The organism is Chryseobacterium indologenes, from assembly GCA_016025055.1.
Taxonomy (GTDB): Bacteria; Bacteroidota; Bacteroidia; order Flavobacteriales; family Weeksellaceae; genus Chryseobacterium; species Chryseobacterium indologenes.
Window position 1 is genome coordinate 4,752,727 of sequence record CP065590.1, and the last position, 17,641, is coordinate 4,770,367.

At 36.5% G+C, this 17,641-nt stretch carries 16 protein-coding genes, 1 tRNA gene and 2 pseudogenes; 6 read left to right on the plus strand and 13 right to left on the minus strand.

Going from position 1 to position 17,641, the window contains the following annotated elements; translation table 11 throughout:
* Window positions 1–14 precede the first annotated feature (14 nt).
* The 3 genes and pseudogenes from H3Z85_21945 (at window position 15) to H3Z85_21955 (ending at window position 2,162) form a co-directional block, all read left to right on the plus strand.
* A pseudogene (locus tag H3Z85_21945) lies at window positions 15–769 on the plus strand (hypothetical protein).
* A gap of 3 nt (window positions 770–772) precedes the next feature.
* Window positions 773–1,852 carry a DNA replication/repair protein RecF gene (locus tag H3Z85_21950; GenBank protein QPQ51827.1) on the plus strand — a complete coding sequence of 360 codons (1,080 nt, stop codon included), beginning with the start codon at window positions 773–775 and terminating at the stop codon, window positions 1,850–1,852.
* Between the two features lie 16 nt (window positions 1,853–1,868).
* Entirely contained in the window at window positions 1,869–2,162 is a 294-nt protein-coding gene (locus H3Z85_21955) for a hypothetical protein (GenBank protein QPQ51828.1), read from the plus strand.
* Between the two features lie 62 nt (window positions 2,163–2,224).
* Here H3Z85_21955 and H3Z85_21960 read toward each other — a convergent pair whose 3' ends face one another.
* The 3 genes from H3Z85_21960 to H3Z85_21970 are packed head-to-tail and all read right to left on the minus strand — an operon-like array spanning window position 2,225 to window position 5,874.
* Complete coding sequence (locus tag H3Z85_21960) at window positions 2,225–4,255, minus strand: recombinase (GenBank protein QPQ51829.1); 2,031 nt, start codon at window positions 4,253–4,255, stop codon at window positions 2,225–2,227.
* A gap of 13 nt (window positions 4,256–4,268) precedes the next feature.
* Entirely contained in the window at window positions 4,269–4,913 is a 645-nt protein-coding gene (gene mtgA / locus H3Z85_21965; GenBank protein QPQ51830.1) for a monofunctional biosynthetic peptidoglycan transglycosylase, read from the minus strand.
* A gap of 43 nt (window positions 4,914–4,956) precedes the next feature.
* Window positions 4,957–5,874: an ABC transporter substrate-binding protein gene (locus H3Z85_21970; protein ID QPQ53981.1), complete on the minus strand. Its 918-nt coding sequence runs from the start codon at window positions 5,872–5,874 to the stop codon at window positions 4,957–4,959.
* A 189-nt stretch (window positions 5,875–6,063) separates the two neighbouring features.
* Between H3Z85_21970 and H3Z85_21975 the strand changes: the two genes are divergently transcribed.
* A tRNA-Arg gene (locus tag H3Z85_21975) sits at window positions 6,064–6,137 on the plus strand.
* A 54-nt stretch (window positions 6,138–6,191) separates the two neighbouring features.
* Here the strand turns inward: H3Z85_21975 and H3Z85_21980 are convergent.
* The 8 genes and pseudogenes from H3Z85_21980 to H3Z85_22015 all read right to left on the minus strand — a co-directional run bounded on the left by H3Z85_21980 (window position 6,192) and on the right by H3Z85_22015 (window position 13,598).
* The gene (locus H3Z85_21980) at window positions 6,192–6,599 is read right to left on the minus strand and encodes a hypothetical protein (protein ID QPQ51831.1); all 408 of its coding nucleotides are present in this window, start codon (window positions 6,597–6,599) and stop codon (window positions 6,192–6,194) included.
* A 219-nt stretch (window positions 6,600–6,818) separates the two neighbouring features.
* Entirely contained in the window at window positions 6,819–7,220 is a 402-nt protein-coding gene (locus H3Z85_21985; protein ID QPQ51832.1) for a cupin domain-containing protein, read from the minus strand.
* A gap of 76 nt (window positions 7,221–7,296) precedes the next feature.
* On the minus strand, window positions 7,297–8,226 hold the full coding sequence (locus H3Z85_21990) for an alpha/beta hydrolase (GenBank protein QPQ51833.1): 930 nt from the start codon (window positions 8,224–8,226) through the stop codon (window positions 7,297–7,299).
* 749 nt (window positions 8,227–8,975) lie between these two features.
* Entirely contained in the window at window positions 8,976–9,896 is a 921-nt protein-coding gene (locus H3Z85_21995) for an alpha/beta hydrolase (protein QPQ51834.1), read from the minus strand.
* 160 nt (window positions 9,897–10,056) lie between these two features.
* The gene (locus tag H3Z85_22000) at window positions 10,057–10,524 is read right to left on the minus strand and encodes a hypothetical protein (protein ID QPQ51835.1); all 468 of its coding nucleotides are present in this window, start codon (window positions 10,522–10,524) and stop codon (window positions 10,057–10,059) included.
* Window positions 10,511–11,395, minus strand: a complete 885-nt coding sequence (locus H3Z85_22005; protein ID QPQ51836.1) for an AraC family transcriptional regulator — start codon at window positions 11,393–11,395, stop codon at window positions 10,511–10,513. The genes H3Z85_22000 and H3Z85_22005 overlap by 14 nt, the downstream gene beginning before the upstream one ends.
* A 286-nt stretch (window positions 11,396–11,681) precedes the next feature.
* A pseudogene (locus H3Z85_22010) lies at window positions 11,682–12,113 on the minus strand (epimerase).
* A 378-nt stretch (window positions 12,114–12,491) separates the two neighbouring features.
* Entirely contained in the window at window positions 12,492–13,598 is a 1,107-nt protein-coding gene (locus tag H3Z85_22015; GenBank protein ID QPQ51837.1) for a hypothetical protein, read from the minus strand.
* 363 nt (window positions 13,599–13,961) lie between these two features.
* On the opposite strand from H3Z85_22015, the gene H3Z85_22020 reads away from it, so the two are divergent.
* A complete protein-coding gene (locus tag H3Z85_22020) occupies window positions 13,962–14,855 on the plus strand; it encodes a cation transporter (GenBank protein QPQ51838.1) in 894 nt (297 codons plus the stop codon).
* A gap of 421 nt (window positions 14,856–15,276) precedes the next feature.
* Complete coding sequence (locus tag H3Z85_22025; GenBank protein ID QPQ51839.1) at window positions 15,277–15,870, plus strand: Crp/Fnr family transcriptional regulator; 594 nt, start codon at window positions 15,277–15,279, stop codon at window positions 15,868–15,870.
* A 225-nt stretch (window positions 15,871–16,095) separates the two neighbouring features.
* On the opposite strand, the gene H3Z85_22030 is transcribed toward H3Z85_22025, so the two are convergent.
* Together H3Z85_22030 and H3Z85_22035 are read right to left on the minus strand one after the other, a co-directional pair.
* Window positions 16,096–16,707 (minus strand): hypothetical protein, encoded by a 612-nt coding sequence (locus H3Z85_22030; protein QPQ51840.1) that lies wholly within the window; start codon window positions 16,705–16,707, stop codon window positions 16,096–16,098.
* 214 nt (window positions 16,708–16,921) lie between these two features.
* Entirely contained in the window at window positions 16,922–17,533 is a 612-nt protein-coding gene (locus tag H3Z85_22035) for a hypothetical protein (GenBank protein QPQ51841.1), read from the minus strand.
* Window positions 17,534–17,641 lie beyond the last annotated feature (108 nt).

Consider the following 17,641-nt stretch of genomic DNA (forward strand, 5'->3'; position numbering starts at 1 on the left):
ATTAATTTTGATAAATGAACATTTTAAAAATACTGAAAAAATCCGTTATAGACAGTCAACTTTATGTATCCTTAACGGGAACTCTTTTTGCAGTATTTTTTATGAAGGAGCAAAACACATTCCGTTTCCCTACCATACTCCTTATTTTCATTACTTATTTCAGTGGGTATCTATATACCAAATATCAATACACAAAACATTTTTTTAAAATCCTGGTTTTAAACGCAGTGGCCGGAATTGTTTGTGCCTTTCTCATCATTCATAACCATAATGAAGTGAGGCTTCTGAAATGGTTTATTATTGTAGTGCTGGGACTGCTTTACAACAGTTTTTTTCTGGATGTCTATATCCGGAAGATCCCTCTTCTTAAAGTCTTTTATGTAGGATTGGTATGGGCTCTGGTCAATTGCTGGCTCACCCTTCCGGAATTCAGCCTTCCTATTTTTCTGATCAGTTTTTTCTTCATCACCGCACTGGTTCTTCCTTTTGACATCCGTGATATGAACGATGATACGGTAAAGACTTTTCCTATGCTGATCGGGGTTCAGAATACCAAATACATTGCTTATGCCTTAGTTTTTATCAGCAGTATAACCGGAATATTTTACCTCAAAACGTTCTATGCAATTTCTTTTTTCTTTCCAGTATTATCACCTATATTTTAATTTATTTCGCTGATAATAAAAGAGATGATGCATATTTTTCATTCGGAGTGGAAACTTGTTCTGCACTTCCTTTTTTATTTTTACTAATAATGGAGTATTTTTGACGAATGATTATCAAGAAGCTTTCTCTTTACAATTTCAAAAATCACTCAGAAAAAAAGTTTGAATTCTCTCCACAGATCAACTGTTTTGTAGGCAATAACGGAGTAGGAAAAACCAATATTCTGGATGCCCTTCATTATTTGTCTGTAGGAAAAAGCTTTTTGGGAAATACAGATATCAATAATATCAAAAAGGAAGAAGATTTTTTCATGATTGATTCTGAAATTCAGAATGAAGACAGTGAGGATATCATCAGAATCACCCAACCTAAAGAAGCCAAAAAAGTCATTAAAAAAAATGATAAAAGCTATGACCGGCTGGCAGACCACATCGGCTATCTGCCGAGTGTGATGATTTCACCGTATGATTCCAATTTAATTTCAGATTCCGGAGAAAGCAGAAGGAAGTTTCTGGATGCGATGATTTCCCAGACCGATTCTGAATATCTTTTTGATCTGATACAGTATCAGAAAACGGTACAGCAGAGAAATGCCTTATTAAAATATTTCGCTAAAAACAGAACCTGGGATAAAGATTCTTTAGAGATCTATGATGAGCCGATCACCAGATCCGGAACAAAAATCTTTAATAAAAGAAAAGAATTTGTAAAGCAACTGAATCCTATTGTTCAGAATTTCTATCAAATTATTTCAGGGGGCAAAGAAACGGTATCGGTTATCTATGAATCTCATTTACTGGAAAACTCTTTTGAGGAACTTTTAAAAGAAAGCCTTGAAAGAGACCGCATGCTGACCTATACATCTAAAGGAATTCATAAAGATGATCTTCTTTTCGAGATGGACCAGGTTCTTATCAAAAAAATAGGTTCACAGGGGCAACAAAAGTCTTTCCTTATTTCATTAAAACTCGCTCAGATGAGCCTTGTTAAAGAACTTACCAATAAGACCCCTATCCTGTTGTTAGACGATATTTTTGATAAGCTGGACGACACCAGAGTTTCACAGCTTATCGAACTGGTGAATAAAGAAAGTTTCGGGCAGATTTTCATTACCGACACGCACAGAGAACGCACAGAAAGTGTAGTGAAGAAAATTAATGAGGAAAGTTTCATTTTTGATGTATAAATTTCACAACACGACTATGAAAAAGAAAAAACGCGAATATCAATCCTCCGAACTGGTAAAATCTTTTGCCAGGATTTATGGATTTGAAGATAAACTGGTGGCATTCGACATCAAAGATTTTCTTGAAGATTATCTTGACGAAAGTCTTTTTAAAGAGATCAGAAGTGTCAATATAGACAACGGATGTATTATGATCAGAATAGATTCCCCTTTGCTGAAACATGATTTTAATATGCGCAAAAGCTTTTATCTGAAAAAGTTTCAGGATAAGTTTGGGGCAGACAAATTCCACGATCTGCAAATCCTATAGTTTTAAAAATAATAAATGCTCCTTACGTGGAGCATTTTTAATTATATATTCTAAGAAAATTTTTAATGTTCTTCGGATTTATTAGAGATTGTACTGCTCATTAAATCATCTGCCTGTTTGTCTAAGCCTGATCGTAGAGGCAGGAAAAACTTCAATGGATGTTTTGTAAAATATCGGAAAATTTCTTTATAAATCTCACTCACTTGTCCAAAGTTCATTTTCCTTGATCTGAAAGCGAGGAACATGGATAAACTGAAACTTACGAGGAAGTTAAAGAACCCTATTAAAAACACCGTAAAGAAAGATATCCAGAATGTATAGGAATCTACAGAAAAGTCTTTCCCATATAATCCTAGCGCAAAGTTTCCGGCTGCGAAGGTGATGTGCCTGATGTCCAGATCCAGTCCGAAAAACATCCCTACAGGAGCCGTTGCTCCCAAGAAAACACCAAACCAGAAGTTGGAAACGATTCCCGGCCAGTTTTTAGCATAATATTTTGAAAGTCCCTTGGCAAATTTCTTTCCAAAGAAGCTTCTGATTGACAGGTTTTTTGCAATCCTTTCCGGAATCTGATAAAACACGGAATTGTTCCCGATATTTCCCGATATAATCCCGGAAATGAACAGGTAAAAACCAGCAATACTGGCATGAAGAATAGCTTTAGATTTGAAAGGATCAAGATCTTTCAATAATTTATCTGAGCGCTCAACCGCCAGATTCTGTGAGAAAAATACATCTAACCCGTAAATAATAGCCAACGCTATCGGGAAAGCCAGCAATACATTCCCTACAAAGGCAATAAACTGACTTCTGAACAGCTTTGATACTAAATGGGCAAACTCTGTATTATTTCTTTTGTTGTTTCCTTCTTCAGACAATACTTTGGTCATTGTTGCAGCAGTCATTGCCGGCTGTTTTGTGGCCAATGTAAATCCCATCAGGTAAATCATCACGAATCCCATCGCATAGTTCATGGAATATAAAAATGCATGGGAAAAATCACTTCCCGGAATATATCCGTACAGCATTTTCAGGACACAGAGAGCGCCTACAATAATCCCACCACCGCTCGCTTTGTAGAACATTGTCATATATTCTTTACGGGTAGAAGTGATATAATGGGCCCCTGCTTCTGCAGTGTGGTTCGTAATAAGATGCGAAATCAGTCTTGTACTGTCATTGATGAGATCTGCAATATTATTCTTATGAGATTTATAACTCAAAATATTAAAAACCAACTGCTTGGATCTAATCAAAATATCTTCATCACTGTCTATCACCAGCAGTTGCACAATCTCGTAAATTCTTTCAGTCTGTTGGCGAATTTTCAGCAATGATTGGTTGATCTTGCCTGAGATACCGTATTTAGCTGAATTTTTGAAGGCGATATTTACAAATTCAAGACATTGCTCGGTATAGATTTTTATTTGCTTGTACCTGCTGTCCTTAGAATGCAACTGTAATTCCGGATCTTTTACAAGATCTTCTGCCAGGGTTTCCAGCTCGTTCTGAAGGGCTAAAAACGGGTTATCCAGGTTTCGGTATTGCGGAGCCATTCTCACGACTTCCACTTCCATCGCCATTCCCGTTACCCTCCATGAGAGGATGTTCATCGAGAAGATAAGTTCTTTTTTAACATTGGGTCTGATGATAAAATCAGAAGCACCGATAAGTGTTAAAAACTCATCAATCTCGTTTTCGGGAAGATTATGCAAATATCTCAGATCTTTCTTCGGCCGTAAGCTCACGTTGTCGATCATAAACCATACGGTCTTTTCGTTTTCAACGGGAGGTAAAACCTTGTTCAGGATCCTTTTTTTAAGTTCCGGGAAGAAAGCATTTTCAGAAAGAATATTCGCTTCCGTCAGGGAAAGGTTGAAAGGTCTTCCTCTAAAAATATTATGAATATAGTGCTTAAAGTTTTCTGCAAAATTCGGATTGCTTCTGAGAAAATTGAGCACATCTGTAAAATCTGCTGTTTTTACAGACTCCAAAAACTCTGCAAATGGCTCCAAAGAAAGAGTTTCGTTCTTAAAAGAAAAGTATTTTTTAAGAACTGACTCAAAATTTGTGCTGGAATTAAAGAATTTCATTAGTACAAAGATACTATTTCAAACTCACATTCCTCATCTGTCTGATGATCCAATTGTGTTTCTTTCTCAAATAAGGGGATGGGTTTTTCGGATCGTACTTCTTTGGATTGGGCAATACGGCTGCAATCCAGGCTGCATCTGAAGCACTTAGGTCTTTGGATGATTTTCCAAAATAATATTGAGCTGCAGCTTCTACCCCAAATACTCCCTGCCCCATTTCAATGGAATTCAGGTATCTTTCAAGGATAATATCTTTGCTCCATACTTTTTCAATGATAAAAGTATAGACGGCTTCCAGACCTTTTCTTAGCCAGCTTCTTCCCTGCCAAAGGAAAACATTTTTTGCCGTCTGCTGAGAAATGGTGCTTCCCCCTCTTATCTTTTTTCCCTGTTCATTATGCTTCATTGCCTTTTCAATCGCCGTATAATCAAATCCGTCATGGTCGAAAAATTTCTGGTCTTCTGAGGCTATCACTGCCTTTTTCACATTATTTCCCATTTCATCATAAGAAATATAATCTCTATGAAGTTTTCCATATTCAAAAAGACCGCCTATCTGCGTGATGGTAATCGGAGGATTAAAAAAACGTCCCCAGATAATGAATACCACATTCAGCACTAGAATAATGAAAATAAGCTGTTTAATTTTTTTCCACATAATTTTTATAAAAAGGAAAGGCAAAAATAAGCAATAGTCCGAGTTACTGCAACTCTTTCATGTAAGTCAGCTGATAATTCGGCAAAAGCTCAGGGTGAAAGATTTTGATGTAATCTTTAAGGATGAGGTCTGCCCTTACGGCACCACTTTCAAAGAAATCATTAGCCTTTTGTCTCTCCTTCCCTCCCATTGTGTAAATTTTCCCTTTATTGAAGACTTCAAGTTTTCCGTAAAAACCGTTCATTTTCAGCATTTCACTTTTAGAGGTATGATTTCCTGCGTTCACCCAATACTGAACACCTCCCGTTTTTGCATATACTTCCTCAAAGGTCATGGTCAAAGCTTTTTCATCTTTATTATCTTTCAGGATATAAGAGGCATTGGCATCTGCTATATAATGAGCTACCGAAGTATTTCCTCCGGGGAGATACCAGATATCTCCATACATTTCATTGGCTAGAACCACTGGCTTTTCTTTTGCACTTAAAGCCAGTTTTTTAAGCTCGGTATAATTTTTCTCAATTTCCCGATAGCTGCCGGCTGCTTCTTTCTCTTTTCCTAAAAGCTGTCCGAAAAGTTTTATATACGCTGTTTTTTCCAATGGCTGCTGTTCCATATACTCATCCAGAAATACTACATGGATTCCATTATTCTTCAATAATTCGTAGGTATTGTCAAAACTGGCAATATGGTTGGTAAAAACAGCATCCGGTTTCAGAGAGATAATCTTCTCTACATCATATTTCTGATCACTTCCCACATTCTGGATTTTCCCTTCTTTTAAAAGATTCTGAATTTTTTCAGAGTAAATATATTCAGGACTTGACACTCCCACAATCAGGTTTTCTGCTCCCAGCTCTGAAATATACCCTGCCATACTCGCGTTTAAAAGAATAATTTTCTTAAATGGGATCTGGTTTTGCTTAAAACTATAGGTGAAATTTCCCGATTTAAGGTCCATCGCGCCATCATGTTCTTTAAACTGAGTACGGGATGAGATATTTGTCCAGTCAGTGGACGAAATTTTTGATTCTCTTTTACAGGCAATTAGAGAAAATACCGTAAATAAAAGTAAAATTTTCTGTTTCATCTTTCAAAGAACGGAAAAAAGTGCTATATTTGCAAACCTTTAAACAACAAGGTAACACAAGGCCTCGTGGCGCAACTGAATAGCGCATCTGATTACGGCTCAGAAGGTTACAGGTTTGAATCCTGTCGAGGTCACACACAACAGAAATCGCTACTTTTTAAGTAGCGATTTTTTTATTATTAACCTTCTTATTCTGAATGGGTATCAGCCATATTCTTTTCTCTCCTTCTTTGAAGTATAAGATGTGCGGCATCCAGCATTTTTATCGTATGAATGTAGGGCATCACGATATTCCTTTCCGGGAGATTTTCATAGACGCCCATTGAGAAATAGACAATTCCGGACATAAAATAATCAAATTCTTTGAGGGTGTATTCTCTGAATGCTTTTTTGAAAACCAGCAGCGGATTCCGGTATTCCTTCTCCGAAAGCAGGCCAAGAACCCAAGGAGAAATCTTTTCAGTCTTGGTATAGACTGCCTGCTCTCCGAAGTCTCCCGACCCTGCTCTCCGAAGTCTCCCGACTTCGGATTGAAATAATAATGTTGCTGCTCTTCCTAGGCCGGTTGATGCGCCTGTAATTAATATTGTTTTCATTATTTTTTACTCTTTTTATATGAATCAAATTTAGATACAAACCTTACAAGCATTAGAAAACAGATTACGTTTAAAAGGATACTTTTTACGGTTTCTTCAGGCGTATCTTTTGGTATATAAAAAAGACCATCTCAAAATATGAGAATGGTCTTTTTTCTAACCTGTTTAACAATTTATACCTGAATCAGGTACCTTGTTTTTCACTACATAACAGGATTTTTATTTCCCGTTATAATCTTCATCTGAAACCGGTTCCATCCAGTTCACCAGTCCTTTTTCGGCATTGATTCCAATCGCTGTATGGATCATTACGCTATCAGGAGAAGCTCCGTGCCAATGCTTAATTCCAGGCAGAATGTTTACAAAGCCTCCTGCTTCTATTTGTTGTACGGGACCATCTTCTTCCTGATAATAACAAATCCCTTCCCGAATCAAAAGAATCTGATTACTTCCATGGGTGTGCCAATTATTACGAGTACCCGGTGCAAACATCACTTCTCCTACGTAAGCATCTGTTTGAGCATCCGGAAACACATAATTTTTCAGCCATGCTTTTCCTGTAAAATATTCTTCAGGTGCGGGTAAAAATCCCATGATTTCAATTTCTTGGTCTGAATACATGATTCTATTTTTTACTTTAACAAAACTGTTCTTGTACAAAATATACAAGAACAATGATTAAAACTTTATTTTATTTTTATGCCAGATTTTCTTTAAAGAAAGGGATTGCTTTTTCCAAAGCTTGTCTTACGGGTTCCGGCTGATCGTATAAATCATAATGGGAATATCCTTTTACCACAACCAGTTCTTTCTTTTCAGAGGCTGCACGGCGAACAATTTCATACCCGTCTCTGAATGCTCCGAAACCTCCAGGCTTATCTCCGATCACCACTAAAATAGGTTGTGTTAACAGAGTTTCAGCAAGGTAGAAAGCATCCCAACCCATTCCAACACCCATACGGGAATATACTGCACTGGTGGCTCCGCCTACGGTTTGACCTCTTGATGTTTTGTAATAATCTGTTGCTTCCAACACATCAATATCTTCAATGCCTGCTGATTTACCTGCTTCAACAGATTCAGGAAGCATATTGATGGTTAGCATATCTCCACCTTTTGCTTCAGCGCTTCTCTGTGCTGCCACCTGATTCAATACTTCCATAGGGCTTCCGCCGGCAAATCCGTCTCTTAATAATCGTCCAAAGTTTACTCCGGTAATAGAAACGACTGCTTTGATACGTCGCTCCGTCATCGCGATATTCAATGAATAGGCACCACCACCGCAAACGCCAAGGATTCCGATTTTATCAGCGTCTACATAAGGAAGGGTTTCAAGATAATCGATTGCATAACGTACATCATCGGTACGCTGGTAAGGGTTTTCAATATATCTTGGTGTACCACCACTTTCTCCCTGGAAAGAGGCATCAAATGAAAGTACAACAAAACCTGCTTCTGCCAATGCTTTACCATAAACATTTCCCGCAGTTTGTTCTTTACAGCTCCCAATGGGATGCATGGTTACAACGGTCGGATATTTTTTATTTTCATCAAAATCATTTGGAAATTGCAGAATACCGGCATTATCCCATGCTACGTTTTTGAATGTTATTTTTTGTGTGTTCATTTTGTTCTTTTTAAATTTTATTTTGTGAATTGTTGCTATCGTATTGATGAATTTTGCCAAGTCTGTTTAGAATTGCGTTTTGATTTTCAGATCATATTAAAGCTTTGTAAAAATGATGTGTTAATCGATATAATTATCAGGCCGCTCCTACGGAGCTCACCGTGGATCATGGATTAAATTCTATGAACAGAGCGCTCCTATGGAGCTTTTTGAAAAAAGATCAAATATCCTAAATCGGGTTAAGGGAAATAAATTTTATTTTGTGAATTGTTGCTGTTGTATTGATGAATTTTGCAGAGTCTGTTTAGAATTGAGTTTTGATTTTCAGATCATATTAAAGCTTTGTAAAAATGATATGTTAATCGAAATAATTATCAGGTCGCTCCTACGGAGCTCACCGTGGATCATGGATTAAATTCTATGAACAGAGCGCTCCTATGGAGCTTTTTGAAAAAAGATCAAATATCCTAAATCGGGTTAAGGGAAATAAAATTAAAAGCTGAAAGATGGAAGAAAGAGACTGGAAGTTGATTTCAGTGATCATTACTGACCATCAACGGTAAAATTAATTGTACTTTAAAAGAGTATTAAACAGAAGAGCGTTATTCTTTATAGCCTTCATCACTTCCAGCTACCAGCTTCAAATCTGATGAAATCAGAAATCCTTATTCTAAACTGATGTTAAATAGATTAAAAACAAGCTCTTACAATAGCTTCTATATCAATTATAATGATTAGAACGTTATTTTTTAGACTAATTTTTCTTTAAAGAAAGGAACTAACTGTGAAACAGCTTCGTTAACATAGTTTTCTCGGTCATATAAAGACATGTGGTTGGCTCCTTCTACGATGTATTTCTTTTTATCCGTAGTGGCTGCAATATTCAACAGGTCATCACTCATCCATGCGCTTCCTGCTACGCTTCCTACAATGGCAAGAAGTGGTTGAGTAAAGAATGCTTCCGCTTTGTTATAGGCATCATAAGAGATGATTTGAGTTAAGCTTCTTGCTGTAGCAAACCCTGGAGCTGTAGGATACTGGCAGCGATCAGTGTGGTAGTATTCCCATGCTTCTCTTAGTTCTTCGTTAGGAGCATCTTCTTCTTTCATTGGTGCTAAAGGAAGTGTCTGGGTTCCTTCTTTTGCATCGGCTGTTCTTGCGTTTGATCCAGCGATTAAATAAGGAAGTGCATCTGCATCTTTTACATTATTCTCCCACCCGTTACGGAACATTGAACCGATATTGACAGCACTCACCATTCCCACAGCTTTGATTCTATGGTCGTTGATTGCTGCATTGGCAGTATAACCAGCTCCTGCACAGATCCCCATTGCACCGATATTTTCTGTATCTATATAAGGAAGTGTTGTTAAATAATCGATTACTGCACTTACATCTTCTGTTCTTATATAAGGGTTTTCCAACTGACGTGGTTCTCCCGTACTTTCTCCCTGATACGAAGCATCATATGCAATCGTAATCAATCCGTTTTCAGATAGCTTTTTTGCATATAACCCTGCAGTTTGTTCTTTTACTCCTCCACCCGGGTGAGATACTACTACTGATGGGTACTTTTTGTTCTGGTCAAATCCTTCAGGAAAATATATTACTGCTGATAGGGTAATTCCTTGACCATTTCCGTTTTTAATACTGATTTTTTCTTGTGACATGATTTTAAATTTAAATTTGTTAATTATTATTTTTCCTTTTTGATAGATCAAAGTTACGAACATGTATTGTTCTGGAACGGAGACATTTTACTCAATAAAAGATACATTTTACTGATTGAAGATTTTTAGTACTTATATTATCTTTAAATGAATTTGATTCTTAAAGCCATACTTTAATCTTAGGTAATGCTGATACTATTTCACCTTCGCTTATGGATAATACTTTTAAGACTTTAGCTCCATCAGCAAACTCTCTGATCTCATTTACACTTTTCCCGGTACCATACCCTTTGTGTGTATTGAAGGGAGCTATTGTAATCCCACGAAAGTCTTTTTCTCTGAGAAAGGATCTGACTACCGGAGGAAGACGACTATCCCAAACCGGGTAACCCAAAAATACCGTATCATAACTTTGCATATCTATGTTAATCTTTTTGAAATCAGGAAGTATCTTTCCTTTATTCTGCCTTGACATTTCTTCTATAGCTGCCTGAAATCCTTTTGGATAAGGCACAACGGTTTCTATATTCACAACCTCAGCAGCTATATATTCATTCACCAGCTCTGCAATCTTTCTGGTATTTCCTGAGTGTGAAAAAAGAATGATTAAGTTTTTATCTGTTTTCATTGATATCGGATTGGTTTCTGAATGTTTTAGGTGACAAACCTGTTTTCTTACGGAAAAAACGGGCAAAATAGTTAGGATAATCGAACCCTAAACTATAGGATATTTCACTTATAGATAGGTCTGTGTTTTTTAACCTGTCCTTTGCCTGTACCACAACATAATCGTGAATATGATCAATGGGAGCTTTTCCCGTAAAGTGCTTAATCAGGTCTCCAAAGTAATTGGGAGAAAGAAAGCTTTTCTGAGCAAAAAAGGCTACAGAAGGTAATCCTTTGAGACTTTCGTTCTCAACGAAATACTCCGTCAAATTTTTATGGAACTCGTCGATTACTTTGTGATAAATATCTTTTCTGGTGTCAAACTGTCGATCATAAAAATGTCTTACATAGGTCATGATCAGGCTTACATAGGAAATAATGATGTTTTTCGAGTAATATTTCTTCTGAAATTCGACATCAGCTTTTTTAAACAGATCCCATAAGATGGCAACCTCGTCTTCTGTAAGGAATAAGGCTTCGTGGTTGTTGTAATGTACAAAATTATAATCCTTTGAAAATTTTTCCAGATAGCCGGCACTTATCATGATGGCATATCCACCCATCGGAGATTTTATATCCCATTCCAACGAATTCTGTGGACAGTCTACGTACATATAAGCAGAGTCTGACATATCCTCCAAATGCGGATTGTTTGCTCTTACCGCATCACTTAAATGAGGTTTAATAGACAGCAGGTAGAAATCAATCGCTACTGTTTCAGATTTCAGTCTTATATTTTCTTTACCTTCAAAATTGACAATATGGAGATCGTCACTTTTCAGATCCCCGACATTGAGGTATTCATTAAATTCTTTGATCCCAAATATTTTCATTGCTTCTTTGTATTTCTTTTTCTAAAACAAAAGTATAAATAAAGTGTTTCACAGACCGGATACAAAATACTTTAATACGGATACATTTTACTGATGTAAAAAAGATGATGAATTTTGTATCCAAATTGGATGAATTACGATTCATTATTTGGTCTTTTTCTTCGGCTGGCAATCAGATTTCGTCCTTGGATAACTCTCAGATACCTTTTGTAAGAGATGAATTTTTCCTTTCCGAAACCATGTTTCAGCAAAAGTACCTATATACTTTTATTATTATCAGTAGATGTTATAAGTATTGTTTGTGTGAAAGTTGAGATATGTCTTTTACCTCCAGAATACGTTTTGAAAAGCCTCCGAGTGATGCATCAATCATCGCTTTTCCTACTTCTTCCAACGTCAGGAAGTAAGTTGTACTGAAAAGTCTTAAAAAGGGATAAATAGCATTAATGAATGTATAGAAACCTTTTACATTCTTTGCTCCGGCTGTTGGCTTCATAAAAGCAGGCCAAAAGTTGTATACGTCTAGTGATAGCTTCATCAAGTCATTTTCTGTCTTTCCTTTTACCCTTACCCACATTTGCTTTCCTTTTTCGCTGTTATCCGTTCCGTCTCCTGAAACATAACAGAAAGTCATCCCCGGATTAACCGTTGCAAGTGTTTTAGCAAATCCCAGGGTGAGATCATAAGTCACTTTTTTATAGTCTTCTTCTTTCATTACCAAAACCTACGAAAAATATACTCAACAGGATCCAAACCATATCAAAAACAACACAAAACACTAACCATCAACAAATTACACTAAAAGAGTTTCTATATCAGTAAAAAAGAGTTTGAAAAACATCCTGCCCAGTTAACAAGACCGACATTTGAAGATTTCACTCTTCGCTGTCGGTTTTTTTTATTTCCTAATCCGTTGTTATACTGGCAAATACAAAATGCACTTTTGCCATGTTGCACAATCTTCGTTTATTGGAAGAATTGAGTAGCATTTTGAAATGAAGATATAATGAAGAAAACTGCAAAAATAGATCTTGCAGTTTTTAATTTTATGTTTTTAGAATCGATATTTGATATTACTATTTATTACACAGCAAAATCAATTTTGGAATTTAACAAAATCAAGATAAAAACTTGGGTTTCCCTGATTGAACATTGCAGGAACAATACCATTTGTCTTGCCAGCTAAAACAGTATACGTTCCTGGTGCCGCAAAATATAAAACACGGTTCTGATCTCTCGGAAACATGAATGCAGCAGTATTTGATCCACAGTAGCTTCTCCAAACATCACCAATACCATTAATATAGAAAAAGTAATCATTACAGTCCGAATTAATTGCGACTCCACAACGAAAAAAATACCAGCCTTTCGCAGGAATAGTCACTTGTATGCCTGTTGATAAACCTGACCCTCCTGTACTTCCTGTATACGGATTAATCAGAACACCACTATAAGGAGTCCAGTTATTTGCAAATGCTGTAGTAACAGTGGAAGACCAAGTTGCTAAGCCATTCGAATCACTTGTTAACACATATCCTAACTGCTGTGTTCCATCCTTAATTTGCAGTGCCCCATTCGTACTTCCATTATCGATTACGAATTTTGCCGGTGCACCTCCAGCGGGAGCTGTTGTCGTACCTACCAGAACTTTCCCCGTTCCTGTAATACTTAAATTGTTTCCAGCCGTAATGATATCAGTAGGCTGCGTGAGAGCTCCGCCTATTTTCAGATCTGTACCCGATAATGTAATGCCGTTACTCGCTGTCACTTTTGAAAGTATTTCCCATGTCGAAGCAGAACCTGTGAGCCCGGTACTAATAAGTTCTATACTTTGGTTTGCGGAAACAATAACGTTGGGATTTCCATTAATGGTCTCCGGAGACGTGGAATTTACTGTAATGCTGAAGTTTGTATTATTTTTAATTCTGTAAATACGTCCTTTATAATTTCCAATTCCACTTATAGCAGATGGAAGAGTAAAAACAGCATCGGAACTTCCATTATAAGAAACATGGAAGTCTGATGAGGTTAAATTATAAGAGTTTGTATTGATCATGTTATAATTTGCTGCTAACGATCCGGAGATATCCATGGTGGAACCGGGGTTTGCAGTATTAATACCAACATTGCCTGCCTGAGAAAAGACAATAGCAGGGCTTAAAGCTAACATTGCGAAAAATAATTTTGTATACATTTTACCCATTCATTATTGTTTTATATATCTTAATTGATATGGTTATTACAGGAGTAAAGATATCTGAAGATTGATACAGAAATTTTATCAATGTTGTGGAAATACATTGATAAGCTTGTGGAAAAACATCCACAAATACAAATTCGAAGTATGTAATTACTCTTGTGATATATGTTGACCCATAGAAAATAATGGAAGAGATAAAATTGTTTTAATTCCGAAATTTATCTTCAAGTATCTTTTCATATATTTTTTATTTTGAAACAAAAGCCATATTTTTATTAATGATGTAAATACATCGGTACATATAGGAGTTTATCTGTTTTAATGTATTGAAGTAATTTTATTGTTCTCTTATTAATATGATCATTAATGGCCAATAATCGCAAATCAATTTACAGCGCACTTGCCGCTAATCTATTGATCGCTCTCACCAAGTTTATTGCAGGAGCATTTACCAATAGTTCTTCCATGATATCTGAGGGAATCCATTCAACAGTAGATACCGCAAATCAGCTGCTTCTTTTGTACGGAATCAAAAGAAGCAGGAAACCTGCAGATGAGTACCATCCATTTGGATACGGCAAGGAGCTCTATTTCTGGTCTTTCGTGGTTTCAATTCTTATATTTGGTCTAGGTGGCACTTTATCCATCTATCAGGGGATTTTACACATCATGGAACCCGAGGTAATGAAAGATCCATTCTGGAATTATATTGTATTGATACTTTCCCTTATTTTCGAGGGTACTTCTTTGTATATCGCTGTAAAAGAATTTAACAAGACCCGAAACGGGTTGAGATGGTGGGATGCGATCATCAAAAGCAAAGATCCGGGAAGCTTTCTTGTGGTTTTTGAAGATGGTGCCGCAGTGGCCGGGCTGCTTGTTGTCATGGTATTAATGGGGATCAGCCATTCGTTCCAAATTCCGGAATTGGATGGGCTGGCATCGGTAATTGTAGGATTAATACTTGTTTTTGTATCGCTTATTTTGGCCAGGGAAAGCAGGAGCCTTCTGATGGGCGAAGGAATAGCACCTGAAACAAGAGAAAAAATTGCTAAACTGGCTGAAAAAGATACTGCTGTAGTCAGAACAAAAAGTATACTCTCTACGTACCAGTCACCTGAAGAAGTGGTACTCATGTTGATCATCGATTTCCAAGATCATCTTGATACAGAAGAGATCACTGAAGCCATACATCGTATTCGTAACCATATTAAACATGAATTTCCATTGGTCAGGTTCGTAATGATTCAACCGGAATAATTTAAAATAGTGTGGGATCGTTAGAATTTTCTATCCAAAATTGATCTATTTGTAACGATTTTGTTTTTGATGCTTTTTATAGCCGTTTGAAATAGGACTTTTCCCAACGAAGAAAACATCGTATATATCTCCAGAGCAATTCCTCCAAAATAATATGTGTCTTTCTTGAAAAATTAATATATCCAACCTTTTCCATTATAGGATCCAAAAGTGAAATCAATAAAAACTTTCTAAGATCTGATATTCAATAGAGATTAAGTATCTGGTTAATTCCGGCAAACTGAACATTTAATAGAAGTAATCAAAAATGTGGTATATGTAGTATTCATAGGGGTTTTCAAATAACATTGGCTCACTTTTTGATGTCATTTTCAACAATTTTTTACTAAGAAATTTAATTGTTTAACCAAAATTTCGCAATATGTTAATTAGTGAAGAAATGCTGCTTGCTTATGGTGCAACTTACGAAAATTACAATCCACAGGATATGATTTTCACAGAGGGTTCGATACCGAGATTCTATTTTCAGATTGTAACAGGAACTGTTGAATTAAACAATTATCGTGAAGACGGTAAAGAATTTATTCAGAATATTTTGAGTGACGGCCAGAGTGTCGGCGAGTCCATTCTTTTTGTAAAACAGCCCTATCCTATGAATGCTCAGGCCATATCTCCGTGTACTGTATTAAGGCTTCCAGAAACTGATTTTTTATCACTGTTAGAGAATAATACAGAAGTAGTACGTCAAATATTTGAATTGCTTTCGGAAAGACTTTATTATAAATATACGATGCTCTTTGGTGTGTCTTCCAATGATCCTTCTATTAAAATTAAAAGTCTTTTAGACTATCTAAAGCTAACAAAAGGATCAAAAGAAAACTCATTTGTAGTTCCTTATACCCGTCAACAGATAGCCAATCTTACCGGTCTAAGAGTTGAAACCGTTATACGAACTATTAAGAAAATGCAGGAAGAAAATATAGTGAGAATTCAAAATCGTAAAATAATATATTAATTACTTTATAATTGCGATCATAAAAATTTGTGGTATCAACATATACCTTTGCCTCACCATAATAGTTGTACAATCTCTATGTACAATTGACCCTCTGATACGTTGGAGGGTTTTTCAGGAAATAAAAGCTAAAATCTTTATCTAAAAAAGCCTCCCGAAGGAGGCAAATTGTTAATTTATTATAGCTTGAATAATGCTCTGTGGACATACAGAGAGCATTAAATCTTAGTTATAATGCGAATAAAACACATGGCTGATCGTAGCACTTACAGAAGCTCCGGCTGCTCCTACAGCTACTCCCACGGGACCACCTAAGATTCCTCCGAAGACTCCGCCTACCCAATCCTGTACACCAATATATCCGACAACCTGTTCTCTTGTTGGAGGTCTTCTTGCTACAATGTCAGTGTCAGTATTAAGAAGGTCAAAATATCCTGAACCTTCTTCCGAAGACCAAAGCTCCACTGAGCTGATCAGGATAGAAGAAGAATCCTTATATAACTGAAGCTCTCTCTCGTCCAGCTTTACTTCTTCAAACCTCTTGGTTAAGAATTCTCGGTAATCAACATTGTCATTTTTAAGCAGATAATCTATATCTTCTCTCAAGACAGCATCAAATTCTCCCGATATCCTGCCTTTTATTGAATCAACGATTTCAAAAGGACTGTTGAAATTTAAACCCTGTACAAAAAGATCTATATTGTCCTTTCCGTAAGTGTCCGCAAATCCCTGAATAACAGTCTCCTTTTTCTGTCCGGCAGTCATGTCCGGAGACAGTTTAATGGTGTTCATAATAGTTTTAATCATCTCATTGTGTGTCTGTCCATAATTTTCCATAATCTTTTTTTTACTTGTTTTTACTATTAATTTTTATGATTTATCTGTAGTAACCGTGAGTATAAAGTGCCTAGGATTATTCCCTTGATTACTGAAGCAAAGATAGAGGCGTATAGCGTCAAAACTCGGCGCATTATATTTTCTTTAAAAAATATTGAAAAAAAACAACCGCCATAATGACGGTTGCTTTTAAAAACTTTAAAGTCTATTGATCTTAATTATAATGCGAATAAAACACATGGCTGATCGTAGCACTTACAGAAGCTCCGGCTGCTCCTACAGCTACTCCCACGGGACCACCTAAGATTCCTCCGAAGACTCCGCCTACCCAATCCTGTACACCAATATATCCGACAACCTGTTCTCTTGTTGGAGGTCTTCTTGCTACAATGTCAGTGTCAGTATTAAGAAGGTCAAAATATCCTGAACCTTCTTCCGAAGACCAAAGCTCCACTGAGCTGATCAGGATAGAAGAAGAATCTTTATATAACTGAAGCTCTCTCTCGTCCAGCTTTACTTCTTCAAACCTCTTGGTTAAGAATTCTCGGTAATCAACATTGTCATTTTTAAGCAGATAATCTATATCTTCTCTCAAGACAGCATCAAATTCTCCCGATATCCTGCCTTTTATTGAATCAACGATTTCAAAAGGACTGTTGAAATTTAAACCCTGTACAAAAAGATCTATATTGTCCTTTCCGTAAGTGTCCGCAAATCCCTGAATAACAGTCTCCTTTTTCTGTTCGGCAGTCATGTCCGGAGACAGTTTAATGGTGTTCATAATAGTTTTAATCATCTCATTGTGTGTCTGTCCATAATTTTCCATAATCTTTTTTTTACTTGTTTTTACTATTAATTTTTATGATTTATCTGTAGTAATCGTGAGTATAAAGTGCCTAGGATTATCCCCTTGATTACTGAAGCAAAGATAGAG